Below are 14,786 nucleotides of genomic sequence, written 5' to 3' on the forward strand. Positions count from 1 at the left end.
CTTTGAGTATCGGCAAGACGAATGATCAGGATTTGACCATTTCCCAGCTGCCGGTTTTGGCAGAGCGGGCAAATGCATCCAAAATCTGCATATTGGCAATTGCATCTTCAATCGGATAATCGACCGGGCTTTCACCAGCAAATATCGCTGTCGCGGCTTCACCCTGCAGGGTGTATTGGTTGCAGACCGGGAATTTGATTTCACGCGCGTCGTCAAAGCCCGGCTGTTTTTGACCGGCAACGCGAATGACCGCTTCGTTTTCCGGCACGGCATTGAACGGCATCAGGATTTCAATCCGGCCTTCCGTGCCAAGGATATGCACGCGCTGAACAGCAGCCGATTGTGTGCCGCAGACAAAGCTTGCCTGCAGGCCGGATCCGAAATCAAGCATGCCAGATACCAAACGGTCGGTTCCGAATTTCGGGTCCTTGTCCATTAGCGACACGACGCGGACGGGCTCCTTGCCGGTGATAAAGCGCGGGCCGACAATGCAATAGCACCCGATATCAAGCAATCCGCCGCCGCCAATGTCCTTCTTATTGCGGACATTGTTCGGATCGGCATTGAAATAGGTAAAGATGCTTTGCACCGTGGTGAGCGTGCCGATCTGACCACTTTCGACGATTTTGCGGGCTTCCAGCCATTGCGGATGATGGCGGACCATAAAGGCCTCAAGCACTTGCTTGCCGCTTTTGTCGCGGGCGCTGATCAGGCGTTTGGCATCTTCGGTATCAAGGCCGATCGGCTTTTCACACAGCACATGCTTTCCGGCCTCAAGCGCCTTTATCGTCCATTCGACATGTAAATGGTTGGGCAGGGGGTTATAGATCGCCTCGATTGACGGATCAGCCAGCAGTTCTTCATACGAACCATAGGCGCGCGGAATGCGCATGTTTTCAGCGACCTCACGGGTCTTTTCAAGATCACGACCGGCAATCGCAAGGATTTCAAGCTGATCGCTTTCCTGCATGGCCGGGATGACCTTTTCCGTGCCGATCTTGGCGGTGCTAAGGATGCCCCACTTCATTCCGATACTCCGTCTGTTTTTCTATTATTTGGCCGTTTCCATGCCAAGGCAGGCAAGCAACCCTTTATATATGGTGTCTTGGTAACCTGCATTTGTGGCAATAGCCTGTTATTGAACTGAACTAATTAAGTCATTTGTCTTCACATGCAAGTTGCTCTGACGGGTAGGAGGCGGGATTTGTGTTATCAATGCTGCGTGTTTGATCGTCACAGAATGCTCAAGCCCGCAAAAATCGGTGCTTTGAACAACTTGGCGGAAATCGGGCTAAAAAATTGAAAATATGCGCTTGACGTTGCGGGCCTCGGGCCATATAAACCGCGCCACACGATGGCGGGTGTAGCTCAGGTGGTTAGAGCACCAGTTTGTGGCACTGGGGGCCGTGGGTTCAAGTCCCATCACTCGCCCCATTTGTGAAAAGGTCAGGCAGAAATGCCTGGCCTTTTGTCTTTTACGCGCATTTTTGCCGCGGCCCCGGTTGCCTTTGGCGGGTGATCGACTAGACTGCCCGAAAATATCAATGTTCGGGGCGATATGGGGCGGCATGGCGAAGCTCAAAGTTGATCAGGCAATGAAGCGCGCAAAGGCGCATATGCGTAAAGGCGAAATGGCCGAGGCGCGCGCACTTTATGAAGCCATCCTTGCCGATTATCCCAAAAACGAACGGGTCAAAACGGCCCTTGCCGAACTCAGCGGCCCAGTGAAGGTTGCAGCGCCTGCAAAGGGGGCTGCGTCTGGTGCGGCAGAGCCACCGGCCGAGGTGTTTGTCAAACTTTCGCAAGCCTATCAGGCCGGTCGTTTGCAAGATGTGCATGCCATGACCGGCCAGCTTTTGGGTCAGTATGGTAATTCCGGCAAGCTTTGGAACTTCCGTGCCGCGGTGAGCAGCAATCTGAACCTGCTTTCCGATGCCGAGCAGGCCTTGCGAAACGTTGTCCGCCTGCAGCCCGATATGGTGGCGGCCAAAAGCAACCTTGGGGTCATTCTGGAACGTCTGGGCAAGCTGGATGAGGCAGAGGAATGCTATCGCGCGGTGATCGCGCGCACCCCCGAGTTCGCCGAGGCGCATAACAATCTGGGCAATATCCTTAAGAGTGCCGGCAAGCTTGCAGAGGCGCAAGCCTGTTACCTGAACGCCATTGCGCGCAAGGCCGATTATGTTGACGCGCACTATAACCTTGCCAATACGCTGCGCGAACGTGACCTGCTTGAAGACGCCAAGCAGCAATATTTCAAGACGCTCAAGCTGCAACCGAAATTGGCCGAGGCCTGGTACGGGCTCGGTCAAACCATGGCCGCCCTTAAATCCCTGCCAGAGGCGGTTGAGGCCTATCAACGTGCACTTGCGGTCAAGCCGGGCTATGTCCCGGCCATGGTCGAACAATTGCGCGAACAAAGCCATCTGTGCGACTGGCGGGCGTGTGATCTGTTTGCGCAACATGCCGCTCAGCTTGGCATCACGGGCGATGCGGCCCTGCCATTCCCGCTTCTGCCGTTTGAAGATAACCCGGCCCATCAGCTTGCCCGGTCGCGCAACTTTGCCAAAAGCCTGTTGCCGCCAGCAGCCCCGGTTTCAACGATCAAGCCAACTTCGCCAGAAGGCCGCAAAATCCAGCTTGGCTATTTCTCGGCCGATTTTCATGATCACGCGACCATGTTCCTGATGGCAGGCATTTTGCGCCATCATGACAGATCAAAGTTCGAAATCTTCGTGTTCAGCTATGGCAAGAACAAGGATGGCGCACAGCGCGATCAGGTGCTTGATAACGTTGATCAGTTCTTTGACGTGCGCGATATGTCCGATGGCGATCTGATCACGCTTGCGCGGGGGCAAAACCTTGATATCGCCATTGATCTCAAGGGCTATACCCGCGATAGCCGTCTGGAGCCGTTTGCCGCCCGTCTGGCACCGCTGCAGATCAGCTATCTTGGCTATCCCGGTACGCTTGGATGCGATTTCATCGACTATATCGTCGCCGACCCGGTGGTTGTTCCGCCCGAACAGCGCAGCGGCTATCACGAGAAGATCATTTATCTTCCTGATTGCTATCAGCCCAATGACAATACCCGTGAAATTTCGGCAAATGCGATGACGCGCGCGGAGCTCGGCCTGCCCGAGGATGGCTTTGTGTTTTGTTGTCTCAACAACAATTACAAAATCATGCCAACTGAATTTGCCATCTGGATGCGGGTAATGGCGAAGGTTGAGGGCAGCGTGCTCTGGCTTTGGTGCAATAATGATGTCGCCAAGGAAAACTTGCGCGCGGCGGCGGAAAAGCAGGGTATCTCGGGGGATCGGTTGATCTTTGCCGGTTACATGCCGCAATCCGAACATCTCGCTCGCCTGCGCCATGCCGATCTGTTTATCGATACCTTCCATGTCAACGCCCATACGACCGCCAGCGACGCGCTTTGGGCCGGATTGCCGGTGGTGACACTGGCCGGGAAACAGTTTGCCGCCCGCGTTGCCGCCAGCCTGCTTTCGGCTGTTGGCCTGCGGGAGCTGATCTCCGAGACGCCAGAGGCCTATGAGGAACTCATCCTCAAGCTCGCACAAAATCCGGACATGCTGTCCGATATCCGCACCAAACTTGCCGCCAACCGCCAGATCAAGCCTCTGTTTGATACCGAGGGCTACACGCGCGGGTTTGAGCAGGGGCTGGAACGTGCCTTTGCGCAAAGACTGGCAGGCGAAGCATTTTCGGATATTGCCGTGAGTGTCTAGGTCCTGACCCTGGCTCATGGCCCTGGCCCTGGCTCTGGCTCTGGCTCTGGCTCTGGCTCCTGGCTGGGGGGCTTGTCCGATTGTGATCCGATGTCACATTCCTGACGAATTAATTCCAGATAAGGAATATGTCTTCTGGCTTGCTTGGCTGGAAGGTTGAGTGCGCATGTGATCCCGACCGCCAAGGACTGATGGATATGCCAAGCGACAGACGCCATCCGATGCTGACCCGCCGTGCCTTCTCAGTGACCCTTCTGGGTGCTATGGCCACTCCCTTTGTGGCCAGGGCCTTCGCACAAACGCCATCCGACATCCGGTCGCGAATTGCGAACATGTCCCAGCTTCATGCGATCCTGGTCCAACGCGGTGACGAGGTCATCGTTTCTGAGTCGCCGCGTGGGCCGGGCCTGGATCGGGTTGCGAACATCAAGTCCTGCTCTAAAAGCATCATCGGTCTGCTGACGGGCCATGCGATTGCACAGGGCGCGATCCCCTCGGTCGACGCCACCATCGGCGAAATCGCGCCGTCTATCATTCCAGCGGACGCCACCCCTGGTGTGGAAGATCTGACCATCGAAGATCTGGTGACGCTCAGGGCCGGGCTTGAGGGCACCTCAGGGCGTAATTACGGCGCGTGGGTCAATTCCGATAACTGGGTTTCCTTTGCGCTGCGCCGCCCGATGGTCGCAACTCCCGGCGGGCGTATGATCTATTCCACCGGTACGACGCATATCCTTGGTGCGGTGCTTGCGGTTGCAACAGGAAAAAGTCTGCTTGCGCAGGCGCGCGATGTTCTTGGTCAGCCGCTCGGCATTGAAATTCCGGCTTGGACACAGGATCCGCAAGGCTATTATTTCGGCGGGAACCAGATGGCGATGACACCGCGCGGGATGTTGCGCATCGCGACCCTCATGCGGGACCAAGGCCGGTTCGATGGCGATCAGATCATCCCGGCCGACTGGATAGACCAGTCAACCCAAACCCACACACGATCACCTTATTCGGGTCTTGCTTATGGCTATGGCTGGTTCCTGAGCCGCAGCGGCTTCATTATCGCACGTGGCTATGGTGGCCAGATCATCGCGGCACATCCGCAAAAGAACCTGGCGGTGGCCATCACCTCTGACCCGACGTCACCCGCACGATCCGGCGGATATTTTGGGGACTTGACGGATCTACTTGAGGGGGCGGTACTTTCACTGGCCTGACAGAAGCGATAAAGAGCATGTGAAAAGCGTGGCGCGCAGGGCGGGCAGAAAAATAAATTTATCCCCTTCTCCCCATCACTCGCCCCAGTGTGAAAAGGTCAGACAGAAATAGCTGGGACTTTCGCGTTTCTGATCTGGATTAATCCAATTTGATCTTTGAGCCATATTTCTCTAGTTCGGTCTGAAGTTGAAGGGCATTGATAATTCCTAACTCCAAGGCATCGGCCAGTACTTTCCTATGAATTTGGGTGTCTTGCTCTGAAATTGAGATCGGAGTGCTGATGTTGACCTTAAAAACCTCCATTCTGCTGTAGGCTTGAATGATCTTAAGTGGCAGGTCATCGGTGACTTCAGGCAACATCCTGTCTAGATAACCGATTAATTCTCGATCTATTATCGAAGGCTGTTTTTGGCCGTTTTTTAACGCAATGAGCTCATTTTGCATTAGCCGAATAAGAGGGGAAAGGGACGCTCTAGAAAACTCGTAGAACTTGAACGTCGCGATTTTTACTCTTTGTTGCCTTTCCCACCGTGCAGCCAACAAGGCGCACGCTCCGCCAGCTAAGCCAAGGAAACCAGCAAAAATTGTAGACCAGTTAATTTCCTCAAATCTTTGGCCGTAGAGCGCCCCTGTTAGAAAGGAGAAAAATAGGAGGCCGGTTAGTGCGACTAGGTTTGCAATTGGCTTTAGTGATTCCAATTAGGCCCTCCAGTATTTGTTGGTTTTTGATTGAGATTGTGTCCGGTGAATCAATCATAGAGGGTTGTTAGGTGGTCGGGAAAGTTTCAATGAGCAATTCCTTTAACATTCCCAATTCCGCGCCAATCTGCTAGGTAACGCTCCATATTTCCCAAACGGATTCATTGCTTGCCAGGAGATCGCCGCATGTCGACCAATCGCATTACCCTTCGCCGTCCTGATGACTGGCATTTGCATTTGCGCGATGGCGAGATGCTGAAAGGTGTGATTGGCGAGACGTCCGAACATTTTGCCCGTGCGATCATCATGCCCAATCTGGTACCGCCGGTGGTCAAGACCGCCGATGCGGTGGCCTATCGCGACCGGATTACGGCGGCCATCCCGTCGGGCCACGATTTCACGCCGCTGATGACGCTTTATCTGACCGAGGGCAGCAATCCCGATGATATCGAGGAAGGCTACAAGGCCGGTGTGATCACCGCACTCAAGCTTTATCCGGCAGGGGCGACCACCAACTCTGACAGCGGTGTGCGCAATTTCGATAATGCCATGCCAGCGCTGGAGCGTATGGCAGAGCTTGGCATTCCGCTGTGTGTGCACGGCGAAGTGACCGATCCCGATATTGATATCTTTGACCGTGAAGCGGTGTTTATCGACCGGGTTCTGGATCCGCTGCGCAAGCGGTTGCCGGAGCTGCGCGTTGTGATGGAGCACATCACGACCGAAGACGGTGTCGAGTATGTCAAAGCCAATGACAAGAATTTGGGGGCGACGATCACAACGCACCACTTGATCATTAACCGCAATGCCATTCTGGTCGGCGGCATTCATCCGCATATGTATTGCCTGCCGGTGGCCAAGCGTGAAAAGCATCGTTTGGCGCTGCGTGCAGCCGCCACATCGGGTGATGTGCGTTTCTTCCTGGGCACGGATTCAGCGCCGCATACTGACGAGCGCAAGGAAAGCCCGTGTGGCTGTGCCGGGATCTTTACCGCCAACAACACCGTGCAGCTTCTGGCCCACGTGTTTGAGGAAGAAGGGGCGCTGGACAAGCTCGAAGGCTTTGCGTCGATACATGGTCCGCAATATTACGGCCTGCCGATCAATGGCGATCAGATCACGCTGGAAAAACGGGCGGAGCCGGCCAAGTTCGCCGAGAAGATCGAAACCGGCGAAGGCCCGGTCACGGTGTTTAATCCGGGCTTTGATGTGTTCTGGCATTACGCCTAAGCGCAAACGCACGACAAAACAAAAGCGGCTCCATCTGGGCCGCTTTTTTTGTTGGGCTGTCGTCATTCCAAACGGCGCGCAGCGATGGTCCGGAATCTTTATGTCGTGGCCGATAATGGATTCCCGTACCCGCTTTCGCGGGCACAGGCTCTGTGCGGGAATGACGGGGGAGGTGGTTCGGATGCTAACCGCTCAGATCCACTTTGCCCGGCGCAGCATTCAGGCCAAGGGTCATGCGATAGCTTTCTGCCGCCGCACTGGCCTGTGAGGCGATCATTGCCGAGATGTTCTTTGATGCGCCCTTGGCGACGTTGAAATCAGCCGCCGAACTTCCGGGCACCGATGCCGCGCGCGATATCGCGGCCTGATTGGCGATGGCTGCCGCACCATCAAGCCCCTGAATGGGGCGGATGCTTACTTTGCCGCCGGTGGCATAAAGCCGCCCGTCGGGGCCTGCGGTATAGCTATAGCTGATCATGCCGGCATTGGCACCGGCAAGGGTTTGGTGGCTTTCTTCCTCTGTCCGGACAATCGCATCGCGGGCACTGAGTTCACGAACGATCTCGCGTTCCGACGCGGTCAGAAGGGCCGGGTTTGAGGTGGGCTGGCGCGCGTTTTCCGGGGTGGCTTCGCGTTCTTCCTGCTGGCGCTGTGTCGGGCTTTGGGTATTCGCATCGTCCGGTGCAGCACCATGAATATCGCGCGGATCAAGCTGTTGGATGATCGTAACCACCGAGGCCGCACTATTGACCGGTGCGGATTGCGCAGGCGCAGGTGACGGTGGCGGTGCCGGTTGGCGCTCGCCCGTGCTGGAGGATTGCGACGGGGTTGGTTGCTCTGTCCGTGCCGAGGGTTCGTTTGCCGGGGCTTGTGTGGCGGCGATGGTGCTCGAAAGCGGGACAAGCGCAACGGCGGCTGGCAATGTTTGCGGCGCAGACGCAGCTGTTCCGCCCGACCCGTTGGTCGGCGGTTGGCTCCCGGAGCCGAGCAGGGCGCGTGTGGCAATAATCTGGCCAAGTTGCCCGCCACTGCCGGGGATAACCTGTATTGCACCTGCCTGTATCATGACGTCCAGTATAACCCAACTTGGGGTTAAATGTATATAAGCCGATCAAGGAGATGACCGGGCGTGATGAGAGTGATCACGCCGGTTTGATGCGCCGGTTTTGCCCGCAGCGGGTAAGGTGGGATCAAATATGTCGAAATCTGGTTTGGTGATCATGCGTGCGTTGAGTGTTGCCCTGTCCTTTTTGCTGATTGCTGTCGCGGTTGTTGTGTCGGTGCGCCCCGTGCACGCTGCGCCGGATGCCGATTTATGGCCGGATTGGCAGGCCCATGATCCGAGCAGTACGGTCGAGATTGACCATGGCGATTGGCAGGCGGTACTGGATCGATACGTGACCCAACATGCGCCCGGTGTGACCAGCTTTGATTATGCGGCCGCCAGCCGTGATGGCGGGGCGGGGATGGTCGCGGGCTATGTCGATGCCATGACCAAGGTCAGTGTCAATGCGCTTAACCGTGATCAACAATTTGCCTATTGGGTGAACCTGTATAATGCGCTGACCGTCAAGGTGGTTCTCGATCATTATCCGGTCGACAGTATACGCGATATCGATATTTCGCCGGGGCTGTTCTCATCGTTGCTGTCATCTGGCCCATGGGGCAAGAAACTGATCACAGTCGAGGGCAGGACGCTTAGCCTTGATGATATCGAACACCGCATCCTGCGCCCGATCTGGCGCGATGCGCGTATTCATTATGTGGTCAATTGTGCGTCGATCGGTTGCCCGGCATTGGCACCGGAGGCCTTTGACGCGGATAAGCTTGAAGCGCAGCTTGATCAGGCGGCGCGTGAATTCATCAACCATCCGCGCGCGGTGCGCATCAACGCCGATGGCGGGTTTGTGCTTTCAAGCCTGTATGACTGGTATAGGGATGATTTCGGGAAAAGTGATGCGGCATTCATCGCGCATCTGAGAAAATTCGCCGGGCCGGAGCTGACGAAAGCTCTGGGCGATATCACGGAACTTGATATCGCCGACTATGAATATGACTGGGCGCTGAACACCCGATAGCATCTGCCAAGGTGGGCAGGTGCATTACGCCGCCGTGTTGTGTAGCCCTGGTTTAACCGGATTGGTCGTTGCCCATGCGTCGGCATGTGCGTCCTCGACCGGATTTTCCGGCCGATTCTGATTTACCTGCTCGATCGTGTGACGAACATCACTGGCAGAGACGCCATCATAGCGCATTAATGTCTGAACGATCGGGTCGGCAAGCATGTCTTCGACCGTCAATTCCTGATCAACATAACTCATCATCTCATATCCCGATTTTTTTGTTATGCGTAATGTAATGCAATTGCAATTCATTCGCAACAACTATTCTATGTCGATGGTGACTTTTTTTCATTTTTATCTCTGAAACGCTTTGATCTGCCTTAAGGCAGGGCATCTATGCGAGAATTTCGCAATCTGCGTTCAGCGGCCTGCAGCGTGCTGTTATTGGGGCAAAATCTGTGAAAAGGTATTTCCTTGATTAAAAAGCGTATGGGTCTTAACGCTTGATCTGGTCTGTTCGTCATCGCGATAAGGCCCAATAAGTATGGCAAAAATGGGCTGATAAAATGAAACGTCCGGGAATTCGTGAATACGGCTTGCTGTTGCTGCTGGCCTTGATGTGGGGAAGTTCGTTCACCTTCATCAAAATCGGCGTGCATGCCTATTCGCCGCTGGTGGTGGCCTGTGGTCGTTTGTCCTTTGCCGCCCTTGTTCTGTGGTGTTTCGCAGCTATTCGTAAATCCGAACTGCCCAAGGGGCGGGGAGCCTGGATTTCGACCTTTATGGTGGCCCTGATTGGCAATGCCATTCCGTTCTTTCTAATCAGTTTTGGTGAAACACAGGTCGATGCCGGATTGGCCGCGATCCTGATGTCGACTGTGCCACTGACAACGGTGGTGCTGGCGCATTTCTTTACCCATGATGAAAAGCTTTCGACCGGTAAGGTCGTCGGGGTGATTTTGGGAACGATTGGCGTGATTGTGCTGGTTGGCCCGGAAACACTTTCCGGGCTGGGGGGCGAGTTCCTGTTCCAGTTGGCCATTCTGGTTGCAGCAATCGGTTATGCGATCTCATCGCTTGTGGCGCGCAATCTGCGTGATCAGCCGCGCATCGGATCGACGGCCGTGATCCTGACATTTGCCGCCTTGATGCTGATGCCCTTTACCCTGATTATCGATCAGCCCTGGACGATGGATTGGGACCCTGAAGGCGCACTTGCCATCATGTATCTCGGCATGTTTCCGACCGGCATTGCCATGTTCCTGATTTTGCAACTGATCGCGGTGGCCGGGGCCAGCTTCCTTGTGTTTAACAATTATCTGGTGCCAGCCGTTGGTGTGGTGATCAGCTTTATCGTGCTGGGCGAAGTGCCCGAGCCAAATGCATTGATTGCCCTGGCGGTCATTCTGGGCGGGATTGCCGCATCACAGATGCGTTTTGGCCGCAAACAAAAGGATGTTCAGCGGCCGGTTTTGAAGTCTGATCCGATGACACCGGTGATGGAAGTTCCCAAAGCCGACAAATCGGGCGGGAAGTGACGGTTTTTTGTGCCGGAAAAACCCCGAATTTTCGCGAAATTTCGAACTTTATTGCCCAACCTTGCGCGATAGGATTTGTCAATATTGTTTGTGCGGGACAAACCTGATACTTTCCGCCTTTCTGGTCCGGCATGTACCTTCAAATAGGTGTATGTCACGCCGATTGAATCATTTCTGATCAAGCGTTTAAGAGGTCACGGCCTTTGTCCACCAAAGAGACCAATCCCGAGAACCGCGATATCTTCCCGGTTTCCATCGAACAAGAAATGCGCCGCAGCTACCTCGATTACGCGATGAGCGTGATCGTCAGCCGCGCACTGCCTGACGTCCGAGACGGTTTGAAGCCGGTACATCGTCGTATTCTGTACGCCATGCACGAGAACGGGTTTGAATATAACAAGCCGTTCCGCAAATCGGCCCGTGTGGTCGGGGACGTGATGGGTAAATATCACCCGCACGGCGACAGCGCGATTTACGATGCCATGGTCCGTATGGCGCAGAATTTCTCCATGCGCCTGCAACTGATTGACGGGCAGGGCAACTTCGGGTCCATGGATGGCGACAAGGCCGCTGCCATGCGTTACACCGAGGCCCGCATGGCCAAGGCCGCGCACTTCCTTCTGGATGATATCGACAAGGATACGATTGATTTCCGCGATAACTATGACGAAACCACCAAGGAACCGTCAGTTATCCCGGCCCGTTTCCCAAACATGCTGGTCAATGGTGCCGGTGGTATTGCGGTTGGTATGGCAACCAACATTCCGCCGCACAACCTGGGCGAAGTCATTGATGGCTGCATGGCCTATGTCGATGATCCCAATATTTCCGTCGAAGGTCTGATGGAATTTGTCCATGGTCCGGATTTCCCGACCGGTGGCCTTATTCTTGGTCGTTCGGGCATCCATTCGGCATTCAAGACCGGTCGTGGTTCTGTCGTCATGCGGGCACGTACCCATGTCGAGGAAATCCGTGCCAACCGCGAAGCCATCATCGTGACCGAAGTTCCCTATCAGGTGAACAAGGCGACCCTGATGGAAAAGATCGCCGAACTGGTCCGCGACAAGAAGCTTGAAGGCATTTCCGATCTGCGTGACGAGTCTGACCGTTCGGGCGTTCGCATGGTGATCGAGCTTAAGCGTGATGCCAATGCCGATGTCGTCCTGAACCAGCTGTTCCGCTTTACAGCGCTTCAGACCTCGTTTGGTGTCAACATGCTGGCACTGAACCGTGGCAAGCCGGAACTGATGAACCTGAAGGAAATCATTCAGGCCTTCGTCGAATTCCGCGAAGAAGTCATTACCCGTCGTACCATCCACCTTCTGAAAAAGGCGCGTGATCGTGCCCATGTCGTCGTGGGTCTGGGTATTGCGGTATCGAATATCGACGAAGTCATCAAACTGATCCGTAATGCAGCCGATCCGACTGTTGCGCGTGAACAGCTGATGGAACGTGATTGGGCGGCGGGCGATATTGTTCCGCTGATCGAACTGATTGCCGATCCGAACCAGGTTGGTTCAACTGATGGCATGTATCGCCTGTCCGAAGCACAGGCACGTGCAATCCTTGAGCTGCGTCTGCATCGCCTGACCGGTCTCGAACGCGACAAGATCGCGGGCGAATTGACCGAGTTGGGTGAGAAGATCAAGGACTTCCTTGATATCCTTGCCTCGCGTGAGCGCAAGCTGACGATCCTCAAGGATGAACTGACCGAAATGCGTAATGAATTCGCCGACCCGCGTCGTAGCGAAATTCAGGAAGCAGAGTTCGAACATGACATCGAAGACCTGATTGCCCGTGAAGACATGGTCGTGACCGTGTCGCATAGCGGTTATATCCAGCGTGTTCCGCTGTCGACCTATCGCGCACAGCGTCGCGGTGGTAAAGGCCGTTCGGGCATGGCAACCCGCGAGGAAGATTTCGTTTCCAAGCTGTTTGTTGCCAATACCCACACCCCGGTTCTGTTCTTCAGCTCCGAGGGGATGGTCTATAAGATGAAGGTCTGGCGCCTGCCGATGGGTACGCCGCAATCACGCGGCAAGGCGCTTGTGAACCTGTTGCCGCTGTCAGAAGGCGAATATATCACCACGGTCCTGCCGCTTCCCGATGAGGAAGAATGGCCGAACCTGCATGTGATGTTTGCCACCTCGACCGGTAACGTCCGCCGTAACAGCCTTGCCGATTTCGTGAATGTGAAATCAAACGGCAAGATCGCCATGAAGCTTGAAGAAGAACGTGGTGACAAGCTGATCGCGGTTCAGACCTGTACCGATGATGACGACATTCTTCTGACAACCCGTCAGGGCAAGTGCATTCGTTTCCGTGTCGGTGACGTGCGCGTCTTTACCGGCCGTAATTCGGTTGGTGTGCGTGGCATCCGTCTGGCCGATCAGGACGAAGTCATCGCGATGTCGGTGCTGTTTGGCAACCATGTTTCGATGGAAGAGCGCGGTGAATACCTCTCGATCACTGGCAAGTTGCGTCGCGAGGAAATCACGGCTGATAACCTTCCGCTCGAACTGCTGTCCGAAGAACGCTATCAGGAAATTCTCAGTGGCGATCAGATGATCCTGTCGGTCACTGAAAACGGTTATGGCAAACGGACGTCTGCCTATGAATATCGTGTGACCGGCCGTGGTGGTCAGGGCTTTGCCAATATCGAGATGTCGGAACGTAACGGTAATGTCGCTGCATCCTTCGTGATCGAAGAAGGCGACGAACTGATGATGGTCACCAATGGTGGCAAGGTCATCCGTATGCCGACCCATGACATCCGTATTGCCGGACGTAAGACCCAGGGTGTGACGCTGTTCCGTACTGCCGAAGACGAACAGGTCGTCGCAGTCGAACGTCTGTCAAATCTTGGTGATGAAGATGATGAGATCATCGATGGCGAGGAAGGTGTGATCGAGGGTGCCGAAGGTGCCGTTGAAACCGCCGACCAGGCCCCGGAAGCATCTGATGAAGATGCGGCTGAGGCACCGGCATCTGATGAAGCGGACCGCGACGAATAACGGGAAGTTCGATGACTGAAACGTCTTCTACCGTATCGCGTATCGGGATTTATCCGGGCACCTTTGATCCGGTAACCCAGGGGCATATGGATATCATTCGTCGTGCGACCCGGATCGTCGATCAACTGATTGTCGGCGTTGCGATCAACGCCGGCAAAGGTCCGATGTTCGGGGTCGATGAACGCTGTGCACTGGTTGAAGGTGCACTCAAGGCTGCGGGCGGTGAAGTTGCCGCCCGTACCTCAGTTAAGCCATTTTCATCGCTTCTGATGCAGTTTGCCCAGGAAAACGGATCCAGCACGATTATCCGTGGTCTTCGGGCGGTATCGGACTTTGAGTATGAATTCCAGATGGCCGGGATGAACGCCCGGCTATCCCCGGAAGTTGAAACCGTCTTTTTGATGGCATCGGACAAACAACAGTTTGTCTCTTCGCGTTTCGTGAAGGAAATCGCCCGTCTGGGCGGGAATGTCACTGAATTTGTGCCGGCAAACGTGCTGAAACGACTGCACGAAAAGCTGGCAGAAGAAAAGGAATAACGCAGGCCATGCGTCTTTTTCGTCTATTTTCAATTATCGCTCTCGTACTAGGATTTATCACAATGTCCAATGGAAACGACGCTGTCGCTCAGGATCTGGAAAACACGCTTTATCTTGACCTGAAAGATGGCCGCGTTGTGATCCAGCTTCGCCCGGATCTGGCACCGAAACATGTTGCCCGGATCAAGGAACTCACCCGTGAAGGCTTTTACGATGGACTGAAATTCCATCGTGTGATCGAAGGTTTCATGGCGCAGACCGGTGATCCCAAAGGCAATGGAACCGGTGGTTCCGGTCAGAAACTTGATGCCGAATTTTCCAACGAACGTCACGTTCGCGGCACCGTTTCCATGGCCCGTTCGGCCAATCCGAACAGTGCGGATTCCCAGTTCTTCATCGTCTTTGCCGATGCACCGCACCTTGATGGACAGTACACCATCTGGGGCGAAGTTACTGAGGGTATGGAATATGTCGATATGATCAAAAAGGGTGCGCCCTGGGCCAATGGCAGTGTTGCCGACCCGGATCAGATCGTCAAAATGCGGGTTGCTGCCGACGCGCAATAATCGCGATATTCGAACTATTGCAACCGAAAGCCGTCCCTTCATGGGGCGGCTTTCGCGTTTTTGGGGCTGAATGCGTAAAAAGAGCCAAAATATGGAAAACAGGTGTTGACCGATGCCGCCTGTGCCATTAAAACGCGCTTCACCAACCTTGAGGGCCCGTAGCTCAGTTGGTAGAGCAA

The 14,786-nt window shown here is 54.9% G+C and carries 12 protein-coding genes and 1 tRNA gene; 9 read left to right on the forward strand and 4 right to left on the reverse strand.

Annotation, left to right across the window (positions count from 1 at the left end):
• Positions 1–25: 25 nt before the first annotated feature.
• A complete protein-coding gene (locus TH2_RS11950; RefSeq protein WP_008890693.1) occupies positions 26–1,027 on the reverse strand; it encodes a Gfo/Idh/MocA family protein in 1,002 nt (333 codons plus the stop codon).
• A gap of 330 nt (positions 1,028–1,357) precedes the next feature.
• Between TH2_RS11950 and TH2_RS11955 the strand changes: the two genes are divergently transcribed.
• From TH2_RS11955 to TH2_RS11965, 3 genes are all read left to right on the forward strand, one after another.
• Positions 1,358–1,434: transfer RNA gene (locus TH2_RS11955), tRNA-His, on the forward strand.
• Between the two features lie 134 nt (positions 1,435–1,568).
• The gene (locus TH2_RS11960) at positions 1,569–3,749 is read left to right on the forward strand and encodes an O-linked N-acetylglucosamine transferase family protein (protein WP_167549075.1); all 2,181 of its coding nucleotides are present in this window, start codon (positions 1,569–1,571) and stop codon (positions 3,747–3,749) included.
• Positions 3,750–3,877: 128 nt separating this feature from the next.
• Entirely contained in the window at positions 3,878–4,957 is a 1,080-nt protein-coding gene (locus tag TH2_RS11965; protein ID WP_008890695.1) for a serine hydrolase domain-containing protein, read from the forward strand.
• 139 nt (positions 4,958–5,096) lie between these two features.
• On the opposite strand, the gene TH2_RS11970 is transcribed toward TH2_RS11965, so the two are convergent.
• Positions 5,097–5,657 carry a hypothetical protein gene (locus TH2_RS11970; protein WP_008890696.1) on the reverse strand — a complete coding sequence of 187 codons (561 nt, stop codon included), beginning with the start codon at positions 5,655–5,657 and terminating at the stop codon, positions 5,097–5,099.
• 186 nt (positions 5,658–5,843) lie between these two features.
• Between TH2_RS11970 and pyrC the strand changes: the two genes are divergently transcribed.
• Positions 5,844–6,887, forward strand: a complete 1,044-nt coding sequence (pyrC, locus tag TH2_RS11975; protein ID WP_008890697.1) for a dihydroorotase — start codon at positions 5,844–5,846, stop codon at positions 6,885–6,887.
• 184 nt (positions 6,888–7,071) lie between these two features.
• On the opposite strand, the gene TH2_RS11980 is transcribed toward pyrC, so the two are convergent.
• Positions 7,072–7,953: a putative metalloprotease CJM1_0395 family protein gene (locus TH2_RS11980; protein ID WP_008890698.1), complete on the reverse strand. Its 882-nt coding sequence runs from the start codon at positions 7,951–7,953 to the stop codon at positions 7,072–7,074.
• 130 nt (positions 7,954–8,083) lie between these two features.
• Here TH2_RS11980 and TH2_RS11985 point away from each other — a divergent pair, with 130 nt between their 5' ends.
• A complete protein-coding gene (locus TH2_RS11985; protein WP_008890699.1) occupies positions 8,084–8,965 on the forward strand; it encodes a DUF547 domain-containing protein in 882 nt (293 codons plus the stop codon).
• 24 nt (positions 8,966–8,989) lie between these two features.
• Here TH2_RS11985 and TH2_RS11990 read toward each other — a convergent pair whose 3' ends face one another.
• Positions 8,990–9,211 (reverse strand): hypothetical protein, encoded by a 222-nt coding sequence (locus TH2_RS11990; RefSeq protein WP_157097812.1) that lies wholly within the window; start codon positions 9,209–9,211, stop codon positions 8,990–8,992.
• A gap of 305 nt (positions 9,212–9,516) precedes the next feature.
• Between TH2_RS11990 and TH2_RS11995 the strand changes: the two genes are divergently transcribed.
• From TH2_RS11995 to TH2_RS12010, 4 genes are all read left to right on the forward strand, one after another.
• Positions 9,517–10,488 carry a DMT family transporter gene (locus TH2_RS11995; RefSeq protein WP_008890701.1) on the forward strand — a complete coding sequence of 324 codons (972 nt, stop codon included), beginning with the start codon at positions 9,517–9,519 and terminating at the stop codon, positions 10,486–10,488.
• 203 nt (positions 10,489–10,691) lie between these two features.
• Positions 10,692–13,502, forward strand: coding sequence for a DNA gyrase subunit A (gyrA, locus tag TH2_RS12000; protein WP_008890702.1), 2,811 nt, complete (start codon positions 10,692–10,694; stop codon positions 13,500–13,502).
• A gap of 11 nt (positions 13,503–13,513) precedes the next feature.
• Positions 13,514–14,041 carry a pantetheine-phosphate adenylyltransferase gene (coaD, locus tag TH2_RS12005; RefSeq protein WP_008890703.1) on the forward strand — a complete coding sequence of 176 codons (528 nt, stop codon included), beginning with the start codon at positions 13,514–13,516 and terminating at the stop codon, positions 14,039–14,041.
• Positions 14,042–14,103: 62 nt separating this feature from the next.
• Positions 14,104–14,607, forward strand: coding sequence for a peptidylprolyl isomerase (locus TH2_RS12010; protein ID WP_008890704.1), 504 nt, complete (start codon positions 14,104–14,106; stop codon positions 14,605–14,607).
• The last annotated feature ends 179 nt before the right edge of the window (positions 14,608–14,786 follow it).

Origin of the sequence: Thalassospira profundimaris WP0211 (assembly GCF_000300275.1) — a bacterium.
In the GTDB taxonomy this organism is placed as follows: domain Bacteria; phylum Pseudomonadota; class Alphaproteobacteria; order Rhodospirillales; family Thalassospiraceae; genus Thalassospira; species Thalassospira profundimaris.